Below are 17680 nucleotides of genomic sequence, written 5' to 3'. Positions count from 1 at the left end.
CTTTTTACTAAAATGATTGTATATTTGGATTCAAAAAGCGATTGATGGAATAAAAAACACTCTTCTTGCCATTGTGCAAAGAAGAGTGTTATAATTTAAATTCATCGTTAAGTAAAAAAGAAAAAAGGAACCTGCAATTAGGCTCCTCTAAACTTCTCCGGTTTTACGTTATCAAACTGCACGAGTCACTTTGTTAGAACGTAAACAACGGGTGCAGGCGTAAATACGCTTCGGACTGCCGTTAACAACTGCCTTTACGCGTTTTACATTGGGCTTCCAAGTTCTGTTCGCACGTCTGTGAGAATGAGAAACTTTTATACCGAAAGCAATATCCTTGCCACAAACCTCACACTTTGCCATGTGTCTGCACCTCCTTTAAAGGGCTTTAAACTACGAAGAATATTCTAGCAAATCCTAAGGGGAATTGCAAGCTTTTTTTCACTCATTTCCACAGGAATTGCAAAAAACAACCAAAATACGGGCTGTTTAGGCGTTTACACCACATGGTGGAAGGGAACATTCTCTTGTCTTTTATTGGAAAACGTATTATAATGCTAACAAATCATACACTTTTACGTATAGGCAGTAGCTCATATTTTGCGTTCTAAAATCAAAGCGATTTTTCTGCTTTATTTAAAAATGTTGCGCTTTCGATTTCAATCTGTAAAATAATAGTGAAATTAGCTGCCATACTGCGAAAGGCGGTAACAATGCTTTATCAAGTATTTCAATCTATTTCCAGAGGCGTACCAATTAATATGATTAATCTGGTGATGCAGATTTTAGCCGTTCTAGTCATCATCTTTTGCGTGCTGCCAATACACGAATATGCCCATGCGTGGATGGCAAAAAAGCTAGGAGATAATACAGCGACTTACCAAGGCCGCCTTACAATTAACCCCCTAGCTAGTATTGACCCTCTTGGTGCGCTTGCTATACTGCTATTTGGCTTTGGCTGGGCAAAGCCGGTACCGGTAGATACTCGCAATTTTAAAAATCCCAAAAGAGATATGGCGATCACCGCTTTAGCGGGGCCTGTTTCCAATGTGCTTGCCGCATTGGTGGGTGCCATTCTGCTGAACATTTGTTATCTGTTTATGGGCAGCATCCCGCAAGCCCTTATGATTGGTATTGCGGTGTTCTTTCAGTATTACATTTCCATTAATGTCATGCTGGCGGTGTTTAATTTGATTCCGCTGCCTCCGTTGGATGGTTCTAGAATCGTAACTGCATTTATGTCTGACCGTGCGACGTATCGCTATTACCAGAACCAGCAGATTATTATGATTGCTTTGTTTGCACTTTTGTTCCTTGGCGTGCTTGATTTGCCGCTGGGTATCATGCAGTCTGTTGTGCAATCGGCAATTCAGTGGCTGGCGGCTTTGCCGTTCCACTTGTTTGGTATCTTTTAAAAATGGAAAAGCTGTCCTATCATTTGGACGTGTTCGATGGTCCTCTCGACCTTCTTTTGGCGCTCATTTCTAAAAACAAGGTTGAAATCTGCGATATATCCATTTCAGAGTTGCTGAGCCAGTATATGGAGCAGATGGAGCAAATGCAGGAGCAGCAGATGGAAGTCTCCAGTGAGTTTTTAGAAATGGCAGCGAGATTGGTCTATTTAAAAACTGTTTCGCTTCTCCCTAAAAATGAAGAGGCAGAAGAGCTACGGCGAGAACTTGCCGGGCAATTAATGGAATATCAGGAATGGAAGCGCACAGCGTCAAAATTGACGGAGCTTTTTACCAGAGATGCGTTTGTTCGCGAGCCGGCACCTTTGCCGCCGGAGCGTGCGTACAGCCGCTCCCACCATCCGGACGAGCTTCTTGCGGCGTACCTGAGCGCGGCGGGGAGGGGGAAGCGCTTTTTACCTCCTCCGGCAAAATCCTTTGAGGGGATCGTTACCCGCAAGCCGGTATCCGTTGCTTCACGGATTATCTTTGTGCTGCGCCACTTGTGGAAAAAGCGAAAAATGCCGTTTTATGACCTTCTGAGTGAAAGTCGGCAGAAATCTGACTTAGTCGCGACCTTTTTGGCGGTGCTCGAGCTGGTGAAAAACCACCGTGTTCGGGTGGAAGGGGAAGAAAACGGAACGACGATTACCTTGACGGGTGGTGCAGAACGATGGAAATAAAAAAATTACAGGGTGCCATTGAGGCAATCCTGTTTTCCAGCGGCGATGCTGTACCGCTGGATCGAATTGCAGAAGCGTTGGAGCTAGACCGCAACACGGCTGCAAAATTAATGAAAAGTGTGATGGACGCCTTTAATCAGTCTGCAAAGGGCATTCAAATAATACAACTAGAAAATCAATACCAAATGTGCAGTGTGGATGAATATGGGGAAACCGTACGGCGCACACTGGATTTAAGACGAAATGCTCCTCTTTCCCAAGCGGCTATGGAGGTTCTGGCGGTAATTGCATACCAGCAGCCAGTTACTAAGGCGTTTGTGGAGCAGGTACGCGGAGTGGACAGCTCCGGTGTTATTTCGAACCTGTGTGAAAAAGGGCTGGTAGAAGAGCGTGGCAGGCTGGATTTACCCGGGCGCCCGCTGCTGTATGGTACGACTTCCAACTTTTTGCGCTGTATGAATCTTTCTTCTTTACGAGATCTTCCTCCATTGCCGCAAAACAATGAGGAGGAGACAGAAGAAGAATTGGAAGCTGTTGAAAATACGATGAAAGCATAAAAGGAGGTGCGCCAGTGGCTTGGGTTTGGGTAATTCTAGGCCTTCTTGGTGTATTGGCGCTCTTGCTTGCGGTTCGGGTGAAAATCAGTTTGCTGTTTGAAATGGAAAACGGGTTTTCCGGAGAAATAAAGTATTTATTTTTTCAATATCGCTTCCCAATGGAAGAAGTGCCGGTACAAGAGGCAGACAAAAAGAAAAAAGAAAAGAAAAAGAAAGACGAACCAGAGAAAAAGCAGTCTCTGCGGGATATAATAAAAGAACGAGGCTTTGCTGGCTTCCTACATTTTCTTTCTGAACTGGCTTCCATTGCCACTGGTGCGGCGAAGCGAATCTTTTCTCACTTCTATTTAAAAGAGTTCAAAATTCACGTAAGACTTGGGGCGGAGGATGCTGCGGAAACAGCGGTGCTCTACGGCACGGTAAGCGGGCTTGTTTACCCTGCTGCAGGAACCTTGGTTACCGCTTTTCACTGTAAGCACTATGATGTGCGAATGACCCCCAATTTTAATGAGGAAGAATTATCGGCACAAATGCACATGAACGGCAGCGTTCGATTGGTATTTATCGTTGCCGCAGGGTTGTATGCACTGTTGCGATATGTTAAAATGGTTCTCCGCCAAAAGAAAGAAGATAATCAGAATAAGATTGCCGGTAAGGCGGCAGAGAAGTCATAACAATAAAACGATAAAAGAAAGAGCGGTGTAATAAAATGAGCGAACATCCCATTCAAGGTATGATGGATACTACTTTAGAAAAAATCAAGCAAATGGTAGACGTAAATTCGATTATTGGCGACCCGATTACCGCACCGGATGGAACCATCATTATTCCGGTCTCTAAAATTTCGTATGGCTTTGGTTCCGGCGGTTCCGACCTTCCGGTGAAAACCGTTGGGGAGAAGAATATGTTTGGCGGCGGTGCAGCTGCGGGTATCACCATTCAGCCAGTTGCTTTTCTTACCATCAGCGGTGGCGTTGTACGCATGATGCAGGTTGACCCTTACCATGGCTCGATTGACCGTGTAATTGGTATGGTGCCTGAGGTATTTGACAAAGTGAACGATATGATCGGCCAGAAAAAAGCGAAAAAGGCTGCGTCTTCTACTTCGTCGAATAAGATGGACGACCCACAAATCTAACTACTAAACCGGCGCTCACTTGCATATGATTGCCACAGACAGGTTTTCTTTATTTGTTCTTTCTGGTGGCTTTCTTTTATAGATTAGCAGGTGGGTGATATGATTGGTAAAAAAGGTAATTGCGGTGTTGACCGCGTCTGTATTCATGCTTTCGGTTTTCCCTTTAGTATCCGCAGAAACGCAAGAACAAAAAACTGGCATGCCAGTGGTTTCTGCCAAAGCGGCGGTGCTCATTGATGCGGACAGCGGTAAGGTATTGTATGCAAAGCAAGATTCCCTTCGGCTGCCTATGGCCAGTACTACAAAAATTATGACCGCTTTGCTAGCTTTGGAGCGATCAGAGGTAAAAGATTCTATTGTAACCGTTACAGAAGAAATGGTTCGAGTGGAAGGCTCCTCAATGGGGCTAATGCCTGGTAATCGAATTCATTTGAGTGATCTTGCAGTTGGCATGATGATGGTCTCCGGCAACGATGCGGCGAACACTGCGGCAATTGCAATGGCGGGAACCTCTGCTGAATTTGCAAAACTTATGAATGCACGTGCCAAAGAAATTGGGATGAAAAACACCAATTTTGTGACTCCATCTGGTTTGGATTCCGAACTGCATTACTCCACAGCGTACGACATGGCACTTTTGGGTGCAGAAGCATTAAATAACAGCCGTTTCGCTGGTATTGTTTCTCAAAAGCAAATGACCGTTAAATTTGTGAATCCGGAGCAAACCATTCGCTATGGAAATCATAACCGTTTGCTCAGCCTCTACCCAGACAGTATTGGAATTAAAACTGGTTTTACAAAAAAAGCCGGTCGTTGCTTAGTCAGTGCGGCACAGCGCGGTAGTGTGCGCCTTGTAGCAGTGACACTCAATGCGCCGAATGACTGGGATGACCATATAAAGCTGTATGACTATGGTTTTGCAAAACTACGCCCATTTACACCTAACACGGCAGATTTGCGGTATACATTGCCAGTGGTGGGTGGAAAGTCGGATAGTGTACCCGTGGTTGCAGGCTTAGTAGACGATGTTTCGGTTATGGAAGATGATATAAAACGAATTGAGCAGCGTGTGGAGCTGCCACACTTTGTGTATGCGCCAATTCGTAAAGAAGAAATGGTAGGTTCCGTAAAGTATTTACTGGATGGAAAAGTGATTGCCGAGGCTCCGCTCTTAACAGAGCAGGCAGTAGAATTACACCAACCAGAAAAAACGAAGATGGAAAAAATATGGGATAGAATCAAATCGATTTTCTAATAAATAGGAAACTCAGAAGGAAGTAATTTATGGCAAAAGACGTAAGACTACAAAAAATGCTAGCAGATAGCGGTATCGCTTCACGAAGAAAAGCGGAGGAAATGATTGCCGCTGGAGCTGTGCGCGTAAATGGAATGGTAGCAAAGATTGGCGACAAGGTAGATGTAAACAAAGATAAAGTCTCAGTACATGGGCGCAATGTCGTCAAGCGTTCGAAAAACTTGTATGTGATGCTCCATAAGCCTCGAGGTTTTATTACAACAATGAGCGACGAGATGGAGCGTAAATGTGTAGCAGAGCTGGTAAGTGAAATACCAGAGCGTGTTTACCCGGTAGGCCGGCTTGATAGAGAGTCGGAAGGCTTGCTTCTCATGACAAACGACGGTGCGTTTGCAAACGCAATTACCCACCCCTCTAAGCATGTACCAAAAACATATCGTGTTACGGTTCGTCCGAGCGTAACAGAAGACCAGTTAACACAGATTGCCATCGGCATTGTGATTGACGGACAGAAAACCGCGCCCGCAAATGTTCGTATTGTGTCACAAGAGCCTGGCCGTGTTGTACTTGAAATCGTTTTGTATGAAGGTCGAAATCGTGAAATTCGCAAAATGTGCGAAGCCTTGGGGCTGGATGTTGCTCGGCTTAAGCGTATTGCGATTGGCCCGGTAAAGCTTGGAATGCTTCAGCCGGGACAGTGGAGAAACTTGACTGGAGACGAGGTGAAACGGTTGTTGGCGGCGGCAAAAGAAGAAAAATCTCCTGAAATGGAGCTGGAGTATTCTAAAACTCCGGTAAAGGCCGCTGTAAAGCATAAACCGAAATATTCTTCTCATAAATAATCATAAAAACGGAATGATTCTTCCTATGAACATTCCGTTTTTTCCTTATTGTAATTGAATTTTTTGTGTGTTTTGTCTTGTTATTCCCCTGGGAATACAGTATAATAATTACCAAGTATTGATTGCAGGATTGTGAATTCAAATTCGCTTTTTCGGAGAGGGAAGAACGATTTTGAGCGAAGTTCAAAGTCATCTGTATGATCAGTAACGTGAAAAATATAGTATATTGCAAAGGAATGGAGGAACGAAAACATGAGTGTTGTCGGCAATAAAGAATTGCTACAAAGCGCTCGCGATGCTGCTGGGAGTAAGAAAGTATATCAGCGTATATCTCTCTTGGTAGACGAAGGCTCCTTTCAGGAATTGGATGCTTATGCAAAGTCTGCAGATCATGCAGCGGAGGTCGTAACAGGCTTTGGTTGCGTTAGCGGAATGCCCGTCTATGTTTTTGCTCAAGACAGCGAAGTGGACGGAGGAGCAATGTCCAAAACGCAAGCATACAAGATTCGCAAACTGTATGATCTTGCACTGAAAACCGGTACACCAGTTGTGGGAATCTACGATTCTGTTGGTGGGCATTTAAACGAAGGAGCAGAGCTGCTCGCAGCATATGGTGAGATTTTGCTGAAGAGCAACAATCTTTCTGGCGTGGTTCCTCAAATTTCTGTTGTGGTAGGTCCCTGCGTAGGAACTTCCGCACTCATTGCAGCAGGTGCTGATTTTGTGGTTATGGCGGAAAAGGCAACCTTTACCGTTGAAACAGCAGATGAAGATGGTTCCGCAAAAGCTGCTGCGAAACTAGGTCTTGCCCACTGGGTAGAAAAGACAGAGGAAGAGGCAATTGAGCGTGCCCGCAAGCTAGTTAGCCGCCTCCCTTCCAATAACCTGTCTCTTGCCCCCGAAGCAGATATTCTAGGTGTTTGCAGTGGCTCTGAGTTGCAGGAAGGCGCAAAAGTTACCGATATTATCACTGCGGTAGTGGATGACGATAGCTTTATGGAGTTCAGCCCCGAGTATGGTACTTCCGCAATTACCGGCTTGGCTCTTGTGAATGGTGCCTCTGTTGGTGTAATTGCCTATCGCGGCATCGTTGGCTCTTACTGCTGCTCAAAGGCAGCACGTTTTGTGCGCTTCTGCGATGCGTTTTCGCTTCCTCTTATCACAATTGTGGATGCAGATAAGTTTGCTTCTCTGCGTGAGGCTGCTAAGCTTTCTGCTGCGTATTCTGAGGCTACCACAATTAAGATTACCGTTATTTCTGGTCAGGCAGTAGGCGCTTTCTATATTGCTACTGCTGGTAGAGGTGCTAATGCAGATATTACAATGGCATGGACGAGTGCCGTAGTATCTCCCATTTCTCCTGCCGCTGCGGCTTTGTTCCAGTCTGGCAACGAGCTTGTTGGTTCTGAGAATCCAATTGAGCAGCGCAAAGAACTGATTGAAGATTATAAAACGACTCAGGCTTCGCCGTTTGCTGCCGCAGCTGACGGTTATGTGGAAGATATTATTCTTCCGGAAGAAACCAGACAAAAGCTGGTTTCTCATTTGGAAATGCTGGCTGGTAAGCGTGTTTCTACCTTGCCGAAAAAGCACAGCAACATTCCAATGTAATTTAGAATCGTTTTATATTGATGAATAAAAAGGAGATTTAAAAATGAGAAATCTTGTAGTCACCGTTAACGGTGTAGCTTATAACGTTCAGGTTGAAGAAACTGGCGCAGCAGCACCTGCACCTGTAGTGGCAGCTCCCGCTCCCGTTGCAGCGCCTGCTCCTGCTCCTGCTCCAGTGGTAGCAACTCCGGCACCTGTTGCTGCTCCCGCACCGGCTCCTGCCCCTAAGGCAGAAAAACCGGCCGCAGGCGCAAACACAGTAAGCGCTCCCATGCCTGGAACTATTTTAAATATTCTTGTTGCTGCTGGCGATTCTGTTAAAAAGGGTCAGCCTCTTATGATTTTGGAAGCCATGAAGATGGAAAATGAAATTATGGCTGCTGAAGATGGTGTTGTGGCAGGAATTCATGTATCAAAGGGTGACGTCGTTAATCCCGGCGAAGCTCTTGTTTCCTTCCAGTAAGGGGAGGCTGAATTATGGTTAAAAAGATTGGAATTACAGAGACGGTTCTGCGCGATGCGCATCAGTCCTTGATTGCAACTAGAATGTCTACCGATGAGATGATTCCGATACTGCCAAAGCTGGATGAAGTGGGCTTTCATTCATTGGAGTGCTGGGGTGGGGCTACGTTTGACTCTTGCCTGCGCTTTATGAACGAAGATCCCTGGGACAGACTGCGTACCATTCGCCGCCTTTGCCCCAAAACCAAGCTGCAAATGCTGTTCCGCGGCCAAAATATGCTGGGTTACCGCCATTATGCAGATGATGTGGTTGACTATTTTGTGCAGCGCAGTGTAGCAAACGGAATCGATGTTATTCGTATTTTTGATGCACTCAACGACTTGCGTAACTTGGAGCGTGCCATTAAGGCTGCGAAAAAAGAGGGCGCGCACGCACAGGTTGGTATTTCTTACACAACTGGGCCTGTGTTCACAAACGAGTATTATATTGACTATGCAAAACGGATTCAGGACGCAGGAGCCGATTCGATCTGCATTAAAGATATGGCTGCTCTGCTTACTCCCTACCGTACGGAAGAGCTTGTAAAGGCACTGAAATCCGCAGTGGACTTGCCGATTCAGCTTCATACGCACTACACCTCCGGTCTTGCCTCCATGTGCATGATGAAGGGTGTGGAAGCCGGTGTTGATTTGATTGATACCGCAATGTCCCCGTTGGCACTGGGTACTTCCCATGCTCCAACAGAATCCATTGTTGCTGCGTTTGAGGGTACCGAGTACGACACTGGTTTGGATTTGGTACTGCTTAACGAAATCCGTGAGTACTTCATGGTTCTGCGCGATAAGTATATTGCGAACGGTTTGCTAGACCCTTCTATGTTGGCTACCAACACAAAGGCTCTGCATTATCAGGTTCCCGGCGGCATGCTTTCCAACCTGCTTTCTCAGCTCAAGCAAGCTGGCAAGGCAGACCAGTTGGAAGAAGTGCTCAAAGAGGTACCGCGTGTTCGTCAGGACTCCGGTTATCCGCCTCTGGTAACACCCACTTCGCAGATTGTTGGCACGCAGGCTGTGTTCAATGTAATCACAGGCGAGCGCTACAAAATGTGCACCAAGGAATTTAAGGATATGGTTGCCGGTAAGTACGGTAAGACTCCGGTAGAAATTGATCCTGCTTTCCAGAAGAAGATTATCGGTGATGAAACCCCCATTACTTGCCGCCCTGCGGATCTTCTCTCTCCTGAGCTGGAAACACTCCGGAAAGAAGCCGCACAGTGGACAGAGCAGGAAGAGGATGTTCTCTCCTACGCTCAGTTCCCGAAGGTAGCGGAAGACTTCTTCAAAAAGCGTCGTGACGCCAAATATGGCATCAACAGTAAGCTTGCGAACGAAGAGAAGCAGGTTCACCCGGTTTGATTGAATAGCACGTTATGAATTAACAGTCCCAGGGCCCGTAAAGGCGCTGGGGCTGTTCTTCCGTACAATCACCTTTTGTGGGATTCCAGCGAATTTACCTTTTTGGTGAATCCTGCAGAATGACGATGGTTGCAATTGTGTAATAAAACTGGTAAAATGAAGTGATAATACTTTAAAAGCGAATGCTTTCATAAAACTTACTAACGTTGGGATGATACGCCATGATAAAAAGTATGACGGGGTATGGCCGCGCAGAAGGAACCCTGGACGGGCGATATATCATAGTTGAAATCAAATCAGTCAATCATCGGTATTTTGAATTCAATTCAAAAACAACCAGGGGCTATTCTTTTCTGGATGAAAAGCTGAAAACATTGCTGCAACAGAGAATTTCTCGTGGTAAAGTAGACGTTTTTGTTTCAGTTGAAACTTTGGAGGATGCCGACGCTCAGGTTCTTGTGAACCATTCAATGGCTGCCGGATATTTGAATGCACTCAAAGAAATTCGGGATAAATACGATTTGAGAGACGATATTACTGTGATGGGGTTGGCTCGGTACAGCGATATTTTTACCGTACACCGCACGCCGGAAGACGAAGATCGAATTTGGGAATGCGTTTCTCAAATAGCACAGCAGGCACTGAATCAGCTTCTCGAAATGAGAGAGCGGGAGGGTACGCGCCTCAAAGAAGATATTCAGGCCCGTGCTCACGCCATTTTAACTTTGGTACAGGCGGTGGAGGAGCGTTCTCCCATTACTGTGCAGGAGTACCAGCAAAAGCTGCTGAATCGATTACAGGATGTTTTGCATGATAAAAACATTGAAGAACAGCGTATTCTAACAGAGGCTGCAATTTTTGCTGATAAAATTGCAGTTGCAGAAGAAACGGTTCGCCTTCGCAGCCATTTTGACCAGTTACAGTCAATGCTGGAGTCCTCCGAAGCAATCGGCAGAAAATTGGATTTTCTGGTACAGGAGATGAACCGCGAAACAAATACCATCGGTTCAAAGGCATCCGATTCTCAAATTGCCTACATGGTGGTAAATATGAAAGCTGAAATTGAAAAGATTCGAGAACAGATTCAGAATATTGAATAGTTATTCTTAGGAGGAAAATACGGCATGAGGCTAATTAACATTGGTTTTGGCAATATGGTGTCCGCCAATCGTCTGGTGGCAATTGTCAGCCCTGAATCCGCACCGATCAAGCGCATAATACAAGACGCCAAGGAGCGTGGCACTTTAATTGACGCTACTTATGGCAGGCGTACCCGCGCTGTGATCGTTACAGACAGCGATCATGTGATTCTGTCTGCAGTTCAGCCCGAGACAGTAGCCAACCGGCTAAATGACAGGGATGAAGATATTGCGGATGAGGAGCTGGAAGAGGATGACTAACGGCTTATTGCTGGTATTTTCGGGACCATCTGGCGTAGGGAAGGATACGGTGCTGCACGAGCTGCTACACCAAAACGAATCCGTACGTTTGTCGGTTTCTGCTACCACCCGAGCGCCAAGACCCGGTGAGGTAGATGGGAAAGACTATTACTTTGTAACCCGCGAGCGCTTTCAAGAAATGATGGCGCAAGGAGAAATGCTCGAATATGCCGAGTACTGCGGTAACTATTACGGTACGCCCGCTGGGCCAGTGCGAGATTGGCAGAAGAAAGGGTATGACGTAATTTTAGAAATTGAGGTGCAAGGCGGCGCCCAAATTCAAGAGAAGAATCCCGATTGCGTGAGTGTTTTTCTGCTACCGCCATCGCTGGAGGTTTTGGAATCTCGCTTAAGGCACCGCGCTTCTGACAGCGAAGAAGTGATTCAAAAACGAATGGAATCTGCCTGCGGTGAAATATTAGAAGCAAAGCACTATGACTATTTAATTGTAAACGACACGGTAGACCATGCAGTAGGGCAAATCTGTTCCATTTTATGTGCAGAGAAGCTTCGCTTTAGCCGTGCCGATGCTAACATTGAAAGGATGCTGAATTATGCTAAGACCATCAAATGAAGCTTTTTCTACCCCGAATTTGAGCCAATACTCTATTGTTGTTGCCGTTGCCAAACGTGCCCGTGAAATTGCGGAGGAAGCCGAGAAAGCCGGAGACATCCTTATTGAAAAGCCAGTCGATTTGGCTGTGCGCGATTTTATACAACATAAATATAAAATCATTGCTCCCAAAGAAGATGCTTCTTCAGATTCTTTTATGACTGAGTAATTCCGGAAGGTGAAATAGCTTCATGGAACAGAATACTGCGGTAGGCGTAGCTGTTGAAAATACGGCATATCACTTTGATAAAGAGTTTACCTATCTTCTGCCGCCGGGTATGCAGGCAGAAGTGGGCTCTAGAGTAATGGTGCCTTTTGGCAGTGGCAACCGTAAAAGACAGGGTATGATACTTTCTTTGCAACCCTGTGAGCAGCCAGAGCTATTAAAGCCCATTACTGCGGTGCTGGACAAAACACCTTTGCTTACTGCAGAGCAAATATTATTGGTGCGCTGGCTGAAGGAACGGTATTTTTGCAGTTTTTTTGATGCCGTGAAACTTCTTTTGCCCGCAGGAATCAATTTTAAAATTTCGACTCAATATGTGCTTGCCGTATCCAAATCGGAAGCTTTTGATTTGGGATTAACAGATTCTGAGCGTCTGCTTGTAGAAAGGCTATCGCAAAAGCCTGCTGATGAAGATGCGCTTTTGCAGATGCTGGATTGCAAAAACGCTATTTCGATTTTAGAGCGGTTGTGCTCTAACGGAATTATTCGGAGAGAGAATGCCGCAAACCGCCGAGTTGGCGATGCTACCCGCAAAATGATTCGTCTTTGTGAAAAAGATAATTCGGATTCCCTTTCCCAAAAACAGAAAGAAATATTTGATATTCTGCAATCGATAGGCAGTGTGTCGGTAAAAGAATTGTGCTATTTTGCAGGGGTTACGGTGTCTGTGCCAGATGCCTTGGTCAAAAAGGGTTTCGCCTCCTATTATGAGGAGGAACAATATCGCAACCCGTACGAAAAAGCACAGGAGCCAGAACAGCAATGTGAGGTTTCGCTCTCTTGCGAACAACAAGAGGCATATGAGGGGCTACTAGGCCGGTATCGTTCCGGTGCGGCGGCTTCTTTACTATACGGTGTTACTGGCAGCGGTAAAACGCAAGTGTATATGCGCTTGATTGAAGATGTAATTGCAGACGGTCGGTGTGTTATTGTAATGGTACCAGAAATCTCGCTCACACCGCAAACTGTTGCTTTATTTCACCAACGGTATGGGAAGCAAGTTGCGGTATTTCACAGCGGACTTTCATTGGGAGAACGACTCGATGAATGGAAGCGTGTAAAAAACGGACAGGCAAATATAGTTGTGGGTACCCGTTCGGCTGTGTTTGCGCCATTTGAAAATCTGGGACTCATTGTTATGGATGAGGAGCAGGAGTCGACTTATAAGTCGGAATCCACACCGCGCTACCATGCAAGAGATGTTGCTAAATTTCGCTGTGCACACCACAAAGCACTCTTACTTCTTTGCTCTGCCACCCCAAGTGTAGAAACTACTTATTTCGCACAAACTGGCAGGTATTCCATGCACCCGCTTCCCAGTAGGTATGGCACGGCGCAGCTTCCGTTGGTAACCATTGCAGACATGAACCAAGAGGCTTTGTCTGGCAATACAAGTGTTTTCAGCACAGCCTTAAAAGAGGCATTAACGGAAAATCTTGCAAAAGGGGAACAATCCATTTTGCTGTTAAACCGGCGTGGCTATCATACCTTTGCCACCTGCAAATCGTGTGGTGAAGTGGTTAGCTGCCCCAATTGCAGTATTTCTTTAACATACCATGCGGCGAACCATCGTTTGATGTGCCATTATTGCGGTTATTCAGTCCCGGCAACCCGCCGCTGCCCAACCTGTGAGCAGGATGAGGTTCGCTTTACTGGAGCAGGAACGCAAAGGGCAGAGGAACAATTATCGCAATTATTCCCGCAGGCTCGTGTTTTGCGGCTTGATACAGACAGTACGATGGGGCGCTTTTCGTATGAAAAAAAGCTTCGCTGTTTTGAAAACGGAGATTACGATATAATTGTAGGAACGCAAATGGTAGCCAAAGGGCTCGATTTTGCAAACGTAACGCTGGTTGGCGTTCTTTCTGCGGATCAATCTCTATATGGAGACGACTTTCGCTGTTCGGAGCGCTCGTTCGATTTGCTGACGCAGGTTGTCGGCAGGTCTGGGCGAGGGGAGCGTTGTGGTCGTGCGATTATTCAAACGTTTACGCCTGAAAATCGAGTCATCCGTCTTGCGGCGGAACAGGATTATGCCACGTTCTATCGGGAAGAGATTCAGTTTCGCAGGGCTATGCTGTATCCACCTTTTGCAGATTTTGTATTAATTGGTTTTGTAGGGCTGCGGGAAGAACAAGTTTGTAATGCCAGCCTGTATTTTATGGATTTACTACGTAATCTGGCAGGTGCAGAGTATTCGAATTTGCCCATGCGTGTGCTCGACCCATCCCCGGCTGTGGTAACAAAGCTAAGCAACAAATACCGGTATCAGCTACTCATTAAATGCAGAAATGATAAGAAGTTACGCGAAATGCTATCGCGGCTTATCATTCAATTTTCGGCTGACCGGCAATTTTCTCAGGTTACTGCTTTTGCAGATACGAACCCAATGTCTGCTTTATAATTAAACAAAATAAAGAATAAGGCCTTTCTTTACTTACAGTGCCGATTTTACAATTGGTACCTATATGGCTTTGTTGATCTTTAATTCATCGTGTAATGGAGGAATGTACAATGGCAATTCGTAATATTGTGCAGGATGGCGACCCTATTTTGAATAAAACTTGCCGTCCTGTTGAAAAATTTGATGAGAAGCTGGCAATCCTTTTGGATGATATGATTGAAACCGTGCTTGCTGCCAATGGCGCTGGCTTGGCTGCCAATCAGGTGGGGATTTTACGCCGTGCTATCATCGTAGTGAATATTGAAGATGACAGCATTATTGAGCTGGTTAACCCGGAAATTCTTGAAAGTGATGGGGAACAGGATGGCGCAGAAGGTTGCTTGTCGTTCCCGGGTCAATACGGTATGGTTAAGCGCCCTAATCATGTAAAGGTGCGCGCACAAGACAGAAAAGGAAACTTCTTTGAGATTGAGGGAACCGAGTTCTTAGCCAGAACCTTCTGCCACGAAACAGACCATCTGAATGGAATTGTATTCAAGCAGCGTGCCAGCAGAATCCTTTCTGAGGATGACATGGAATAACCAAACAGGAGGAAGAATCCATGCGGATTGTTTTTATGGGAACTCCAGATTTTGCGGTTCCCTGCTTGCAGGCTTTGCTGGATGAAGGGCATGAGGTTTGTGCAGTGTTTACCCAGCCGGATAAGCCAAAGGGCAGAGGCTACACACTTGCACCGCCACCGGTAAAAGAGCTTGCACTTCGGTATGAAATTCCTGTGTATCAGCCCACTACGCTTCGTACACCGGAAGCCGCTGAGCTGGTTGCTTCACTTAAGCCTGAGGTTATCATCGTTGTTGCGTACGGTAAGTTGCTGCCGAAAGAAATATTGCAAATTGCACCACATGGGTGTATTAACGTTCATGCGTCTCTTTTACCAAAGTACCGTGGCGCAGCGCCCATTCAGTGGGCAGTGATAAACGGTGACGAAAAAACCGGTGTTGCTACCATGCAGATGGATGTGGGTCTGGATACCGGAGATATACTACTTGTGGAAGAAACTAAGATTCTTGAAAATGAAACATCTGGTGAGCTGTTTGACCGCTTACAGGTGCTAGGCTCAAAGGTATTGATACAAACGCTTCGTGAGCTTGAGGCAGGCACTTTAAAATGCACGCCGCAGGGAGAGCAGGGTACTTGCTACGCTTCTATGCTGAGCCGTGATATTTCGGTCATAGATTGGAGCCGCCCTGCAAGAGAGATTCACAATCTTGTGCGCGGGCTATCTCCTTGGCCGGTTGCATCCTCTGTTTACCAGGGGAAACGGATTAAAATTTATGAAACACGTGTCTGTAAAAATGAGGCTGGTGAGCCGGGGCAAGTGCTCCCGGGAAAAGACTTTCTTGTCAGCTGTGGGCTAAATACTGTACTAAAGCTTGTTACAGTTCAATACGAAGGCGGTAAACGCATGGGAGGCACCGATTTTCTGCGAGGTCACCCAGCACAGCCAGAAACAAAAATGGGTTGTTAACGGAGGGATACGATGGATTATTTCTTCTATGATCGAACGTATTTTATCTTCATTTTACCTGCGCTGATTCTATCGATGATAGCTCAGTTTCAGGTTCAATCTGCCTTTCGCAAATATTCTCAGATTCCAAATCGTCGAAACCTGACGGGAGCAGAGGCAGCCCGCCAGGTTTTGCGCTTTCATGACATTAGTAATGTGCCAATTCAGCCGATTGGCGGCCAGCTTACGGATCACTACGACCCAAGAAATAATAGTATTAGCTTGAGCCAGCCAGTTTACGGGAGCAATACCATTTCTGCGGTTGGCGTGGCTGCGCACGAGGCCGGGCATGCCGTTCAATATGCGCACGGTTATTTTCCTATTAAATTGCGCGCGGTTCTTGTTCCTGCCGTAAACTTTTCTTCTAAGCTGGCAATTCCGCTGATTTTAATTGGTATGTTTTTGCCGCTTCAATACGAATATGTAATATATGCAGGGATTGCACTGTACAGCTTGGCCGTCGTATTTTCTCTGCTTACATTACCAGTTGAATTCAATGCCAGCGCTCGGGCAATTAGTGCATTGGAGCGCTCTGGTATTCTTTCTGAAGAAGAACTGTACGGTGCGTCTAAGGTTCTTCAAGCCGCCGCTATGACATATGTTGCTGCGGCCTTTGCCTCAATCCTATCTTTGCTGCGCCTGCTGGCGATTGCAAGGAACCGAAGGAGATAATAAATGACACCAAATGCCAGAACAGCGGCACTGCAAGCCCTGCTTCATGTTGATGAAAACGAAGGCTATTCCAATATTGTAATTGATAAAACGTTGCGGCGCTTTTCGCTGGAACCGCGAGATGCTGCACTTGCGACTGCTCTTTTCTACGGTGTATTGGAACGCCGTATTACACTCGATTATGTTATCGAGAGTTTTTCCCGCAATCCGGAACAGGTTCTCTCTGCTACTGTACGTGAGATTTTACGGATTGGGGTATACCAAATCCTTTATATGGAAAAAATACCATCATCGGCTGCGGTGAACGAAGCCGTGATTTGTGCAAAGGAAAATGGGGCTGTAAAGGCATCGGGCTTTATAAACGGGTTGCTGCGTTCCATACTTCGCGAAGAGAACCCGTTTCGCTTGCCAAATGAAAAGAGGCAGCCACTAAAGGCGCTCTCTATTTCGTACTCCTGCCCGGAATGGCTGATTGAGTTATGGACAAAGGCATACGGGGAGCCAATTTGCCGCTCTATTTTAGACAGTCTTTTTCAGAAAGCACCAATTTATGCCCGCGTAAATACTGTAAAAACAACAGCAAATGAGCTAATTCTTCTTTTGGAAGAAGAAGGTGTAAAGGCAACTGCCGTTACAGAGCTGCCCGATACTCTTATCTTAGAGAATACCGGTTCCGTTGCCTCATTAAAGAGCTTTCAAGATGGCCTATTCCATGTGCAGGATTTATCTTCGCAGCTTTGCTGCGCTCTTGTAAACCCACAACCGGGTGAACGTGTTCTAGATGTTTGCGCCGCACCCGGGGGGAAAACGTTTACTATGGCGCAGCGGATGGAGAATCGCGGAGAACTGCTGGCCTTTGATAAATATAAGGGTAAAGTAGGCCTCATTCGCCAAGGCTCCGAACGACTTGGACTTACAATAGTAAATGCAGCCATTCGGGATGCCGCAGAGCCTCGCGAAGAAATCCCTTGTGCAGCCCGCGTTTTGTGCGATGCACCCTGCTCTGGCCTCGGTATCATTCGCAGAAAGCCCGAGATTCGCTATAAGCCGCAGGCGTCTCTTGACAGCCTGCCTGATTTGCAGTACCTTATTCTTTGTAGATCTTCCAGGCTTGTTGAGCCAAACGGGCTATTATTTTATTCAACCTGCACGCTGAATCCCGCAGAAAATGGTGCGGTAGCAGCGCGCTTTTTACAAAATCATACGGAATTTGAGCCCGAGCCTCTTTGTTTGCCAGGGTCATTCCGCAGGGCTTTTGAAGAGCCAGAAAATCAAGTTACTCTGCTGCCACCCGTACATGGCACAGATGGTTTTTTTATAGCGGCTTTCCGCCGCCGACGGGAGTAG

At 46.2% G+C, this 17680-nt stretch carries 20 protein-coding genes; 19 read left to right on the top strand and 1 reads right to left on the bottom strand.

What is annotated here, in order from left to right; all coding sequences use genetic code 11:
- Positions 1–171: 171 nt before the first annotated feature.
- Positions 172–360 (bottom strand): 50S ribosomal protein L28, encoded by a 189-nt coding sequence (gene rpmB, locus CAN90_RS08610; protein ID WP_074432602.1) that lies wholly within the window; start codon positions 358–360, stop codon positions 172–174.
- 350 nt (positions 361–710) lie between these two features.
- Between rpmB and CAN90_RS08605 the strand changes: the two genes are divergently transcribed.
- From CAN90_RS08605 to rsmB, 19 genes are all read left to right on the top strand, one after another.
- On the top strand, positions 711–1412 hold the full coding sequence (locus CAN90_RS08605; protein ID WP_085833424.1) for a site-2 protease family protein: 702 nt from the start codon (positions 711–713) through the stop codon (positions 1410–1412).
- Between the two features lie 2 nt (positions 1413–1414).
- A complete protein-coding gene (locus CAN90_RS08600) occupies positions 1415–2131 on the top strand; it encodes a segregation and condensation protein A (RefSeq protein ID WP_085833423.1) in 717 nt (238 codons plus the stop codon).
- Entirely contained in the window at positions 2122–2688 is a 567-nt protein-coding gene (gene scpB / locus CAN90_RS08595; protein WP_085833422.1) for an SMC-Scp complex subunit ScpB, read from the top strand. The genes CAN90_RS08600 and scpB overlap by 10 nt, the downstream gene beginning before the upstream one ends.
- 14 nt (positions 2689–2702) lie before the next feature.
- Positions 2703–3362, top strand: coding sequence for a DUF2953 domain-containing protein (locus CAN90_RS08590; protein ID WP_085833421.1), 660 nt, complete (start codon positions 2703–2705; stop codon positions 3360–3362).
- 35 nt (positions 3363–3397) lie between these two features.
- Entirely contained in the window at positions 3398–3826 is a 429-nt protein-coding gene (gene ytfJ, locus CAN90_RS08585) for a GerW family sporulation protein (RefSeq protein WP_085833420.1), read from the top strand.
- 103 nt (positions 3827–3929) lie between these two features.
- Positions 3930–5081, top strand: coding sequence for a D-alanyl-D-alanine carboxypeptidase family protein (locus tag CAN90_RS08580; protein WP_242953611.1), 1152 nt, complete (start codon positions 3930–3932; stop codon positions 5079–5081).
- A gap of 29 nt (positions 5082–5110) precedes the next feature.
- Positions 5111–5923, top strand: coding sequence for a pseudouridine synthase (locus CAN90_RS08575; RefSeq protein WP_085833419.1), 813 nt, complete (start codon positions 5111–5113; stop codon positions 5921–5923).
- Positions 5924–6175: 252 nt separating this feature from the next.
- Positions 6176–7534: a carboxyl transferase domain-containing protein gene (locus CAN90_RS08570; protein ID WP_242953610.1), complete on the top strand. Its 1359-nt coding sequence runs from the start codon at positions 6176–6178 to the stop codon at positions 7532–7534.
- A gap of 43 nt (positions 7535–7577) precedes the next feature.
- A complete protein-coding gene (locus CAN90_RS08565; protein WP_085833418.1) occupies positions 7578–7997 on the top strand; it encodes a biotin/lipoyl-containing protein in 420 nt (139 codons plus the stop codon).
- Between the two features lie 14 nt (positions 7998–8011).
- Entirely contained in the window at positions 8012–9412 is a 1401-nt protein-coding gene (locus CAN90_RS08560; protein WP_085833417.1) for an oxaloacetate decarboxylase subunit alpha, read from the top strand.
- A gap of 221 nt (positions 9413–9633) precedes the next feature.
- On the top strand, positions 9634–10512 hold the full coding sequence (locus CAN90_RS08555) for a YicC/YloC family endoribonuclease (protein WP_085833416.1): 879 nt from the start codon (positions 9634–9636) through the stop codon (positions 10510–10512).
- Positions 10513–10536: 24 nt separating this feature from the next.
- On the top strand, positions 10537–10812 hold the full coding sequence (remA, locus tag CAN90_RS08550) for an extracellular matrix/biofilm regulator RemA (RefSeq protein ID WP_085833415.1): 276 nt from the start codon (positions 10537–10539) through the stop codon (positions 10810–10812).
- Positions 10805–11425: a guanylate kinase gene (gene gmk, locus CAN90_RS08545; RefSeq protein WP_085833414.1), complete on the top strand. Its 621-nt coding sequence runs from the start codon at positions 10805–10807 to the stop codon at positions 11423–11425. Before remA ends, gmk begins: the two co-directional genes overlap by 8 nt.
- The gene (locus CAN90_RS08540; RefSeq protein WP_085833413.1) at positions 11406–11633 is read left to right on the top strand and encodes a DNA-directed RNA polymerase subunit omega; all 228 of its coding nucleotides are present in this window, start codon (positions 11406–11408) and stop codon (positions 11631–11633) included. Before gmk ends, CAN90_RS08540 begins: the two co-directional genes overlap by 20 nt.
- A gap of 22 nt (positions 11634–11655) precedes the next feature.
- Complete coding sequence (gene priA / locus CAN90_RS08535) at positions 11656–14094, top strand: primosomal protein N' (RefSeq protein ID WP_085833412.1); 2439 nt, start codon at positions 11656–11658, stop codon at positions 14092–14094.
- A 110-nt stretch (positions 14095–14204) separates the two neighbouring features.
- A complete protein-coding gene (gene def, locus CAN90_RS08530) occupies positions 14205–14675 on the top strand; it encodes a peptide deformylase (RefSeq protein ID WP_085833411.1) in 471 nt (156 codons plus the stop codon).
- A gap of 20 nt (positions 14676–14695) precedes the next feature.
- Positions 14696–15622: a methionyl-tRNA formyltransferase gene (fmt, locus tag CAN90_RS08525; protein ID WP_085833410.1), complete on the top strand. Its 927-nt coding sequence runs from the start codon at positions 14696–14698 to the stop codon at positions 15620–15622.
- A 12-nt stretch (positions 15623–15634) separates the two neighbouring features.
- The gene (locus tag CAN90_RS08520; RefSeq protein WP_085833409.1) at positions 15635–16333 is read left to right on the top strand and encodes a zinc metallopeptidase; all 699 of its coding nucleotides are present in this window, start codon (positions 15635–15637) and stop codon (positions 16331–16333) included.
- A gap of 3 nt (positions 16334–16336) precedes the next feature.
- Positions 16337–17680, top strand: a complete 1344-nt coding sequence (rsmB, locus tag CAN90_RS08515; protein WP_085833408.1) for a 16S rRNA (cytosine(967)-C(5))-methyltransferase RsmB — start codon at positions 16337–16339, stop codon at positions 17678–17680.

This window comes from Clostridium merdae (assembly GCF_900176635.1).
In the GTDB taxonomy this organism is placed as follows: Bacteria; Bacillota; Clostridia; order Oscillospirales; family Acutalibacteraceae; genus Faecalispora; species Faecalispora merdae.
The sequence above is the reverse complement of the archived record's forward strand: the minus strand, read 5'-3'. Positions and strand labels throughout refer to the sequence as shown.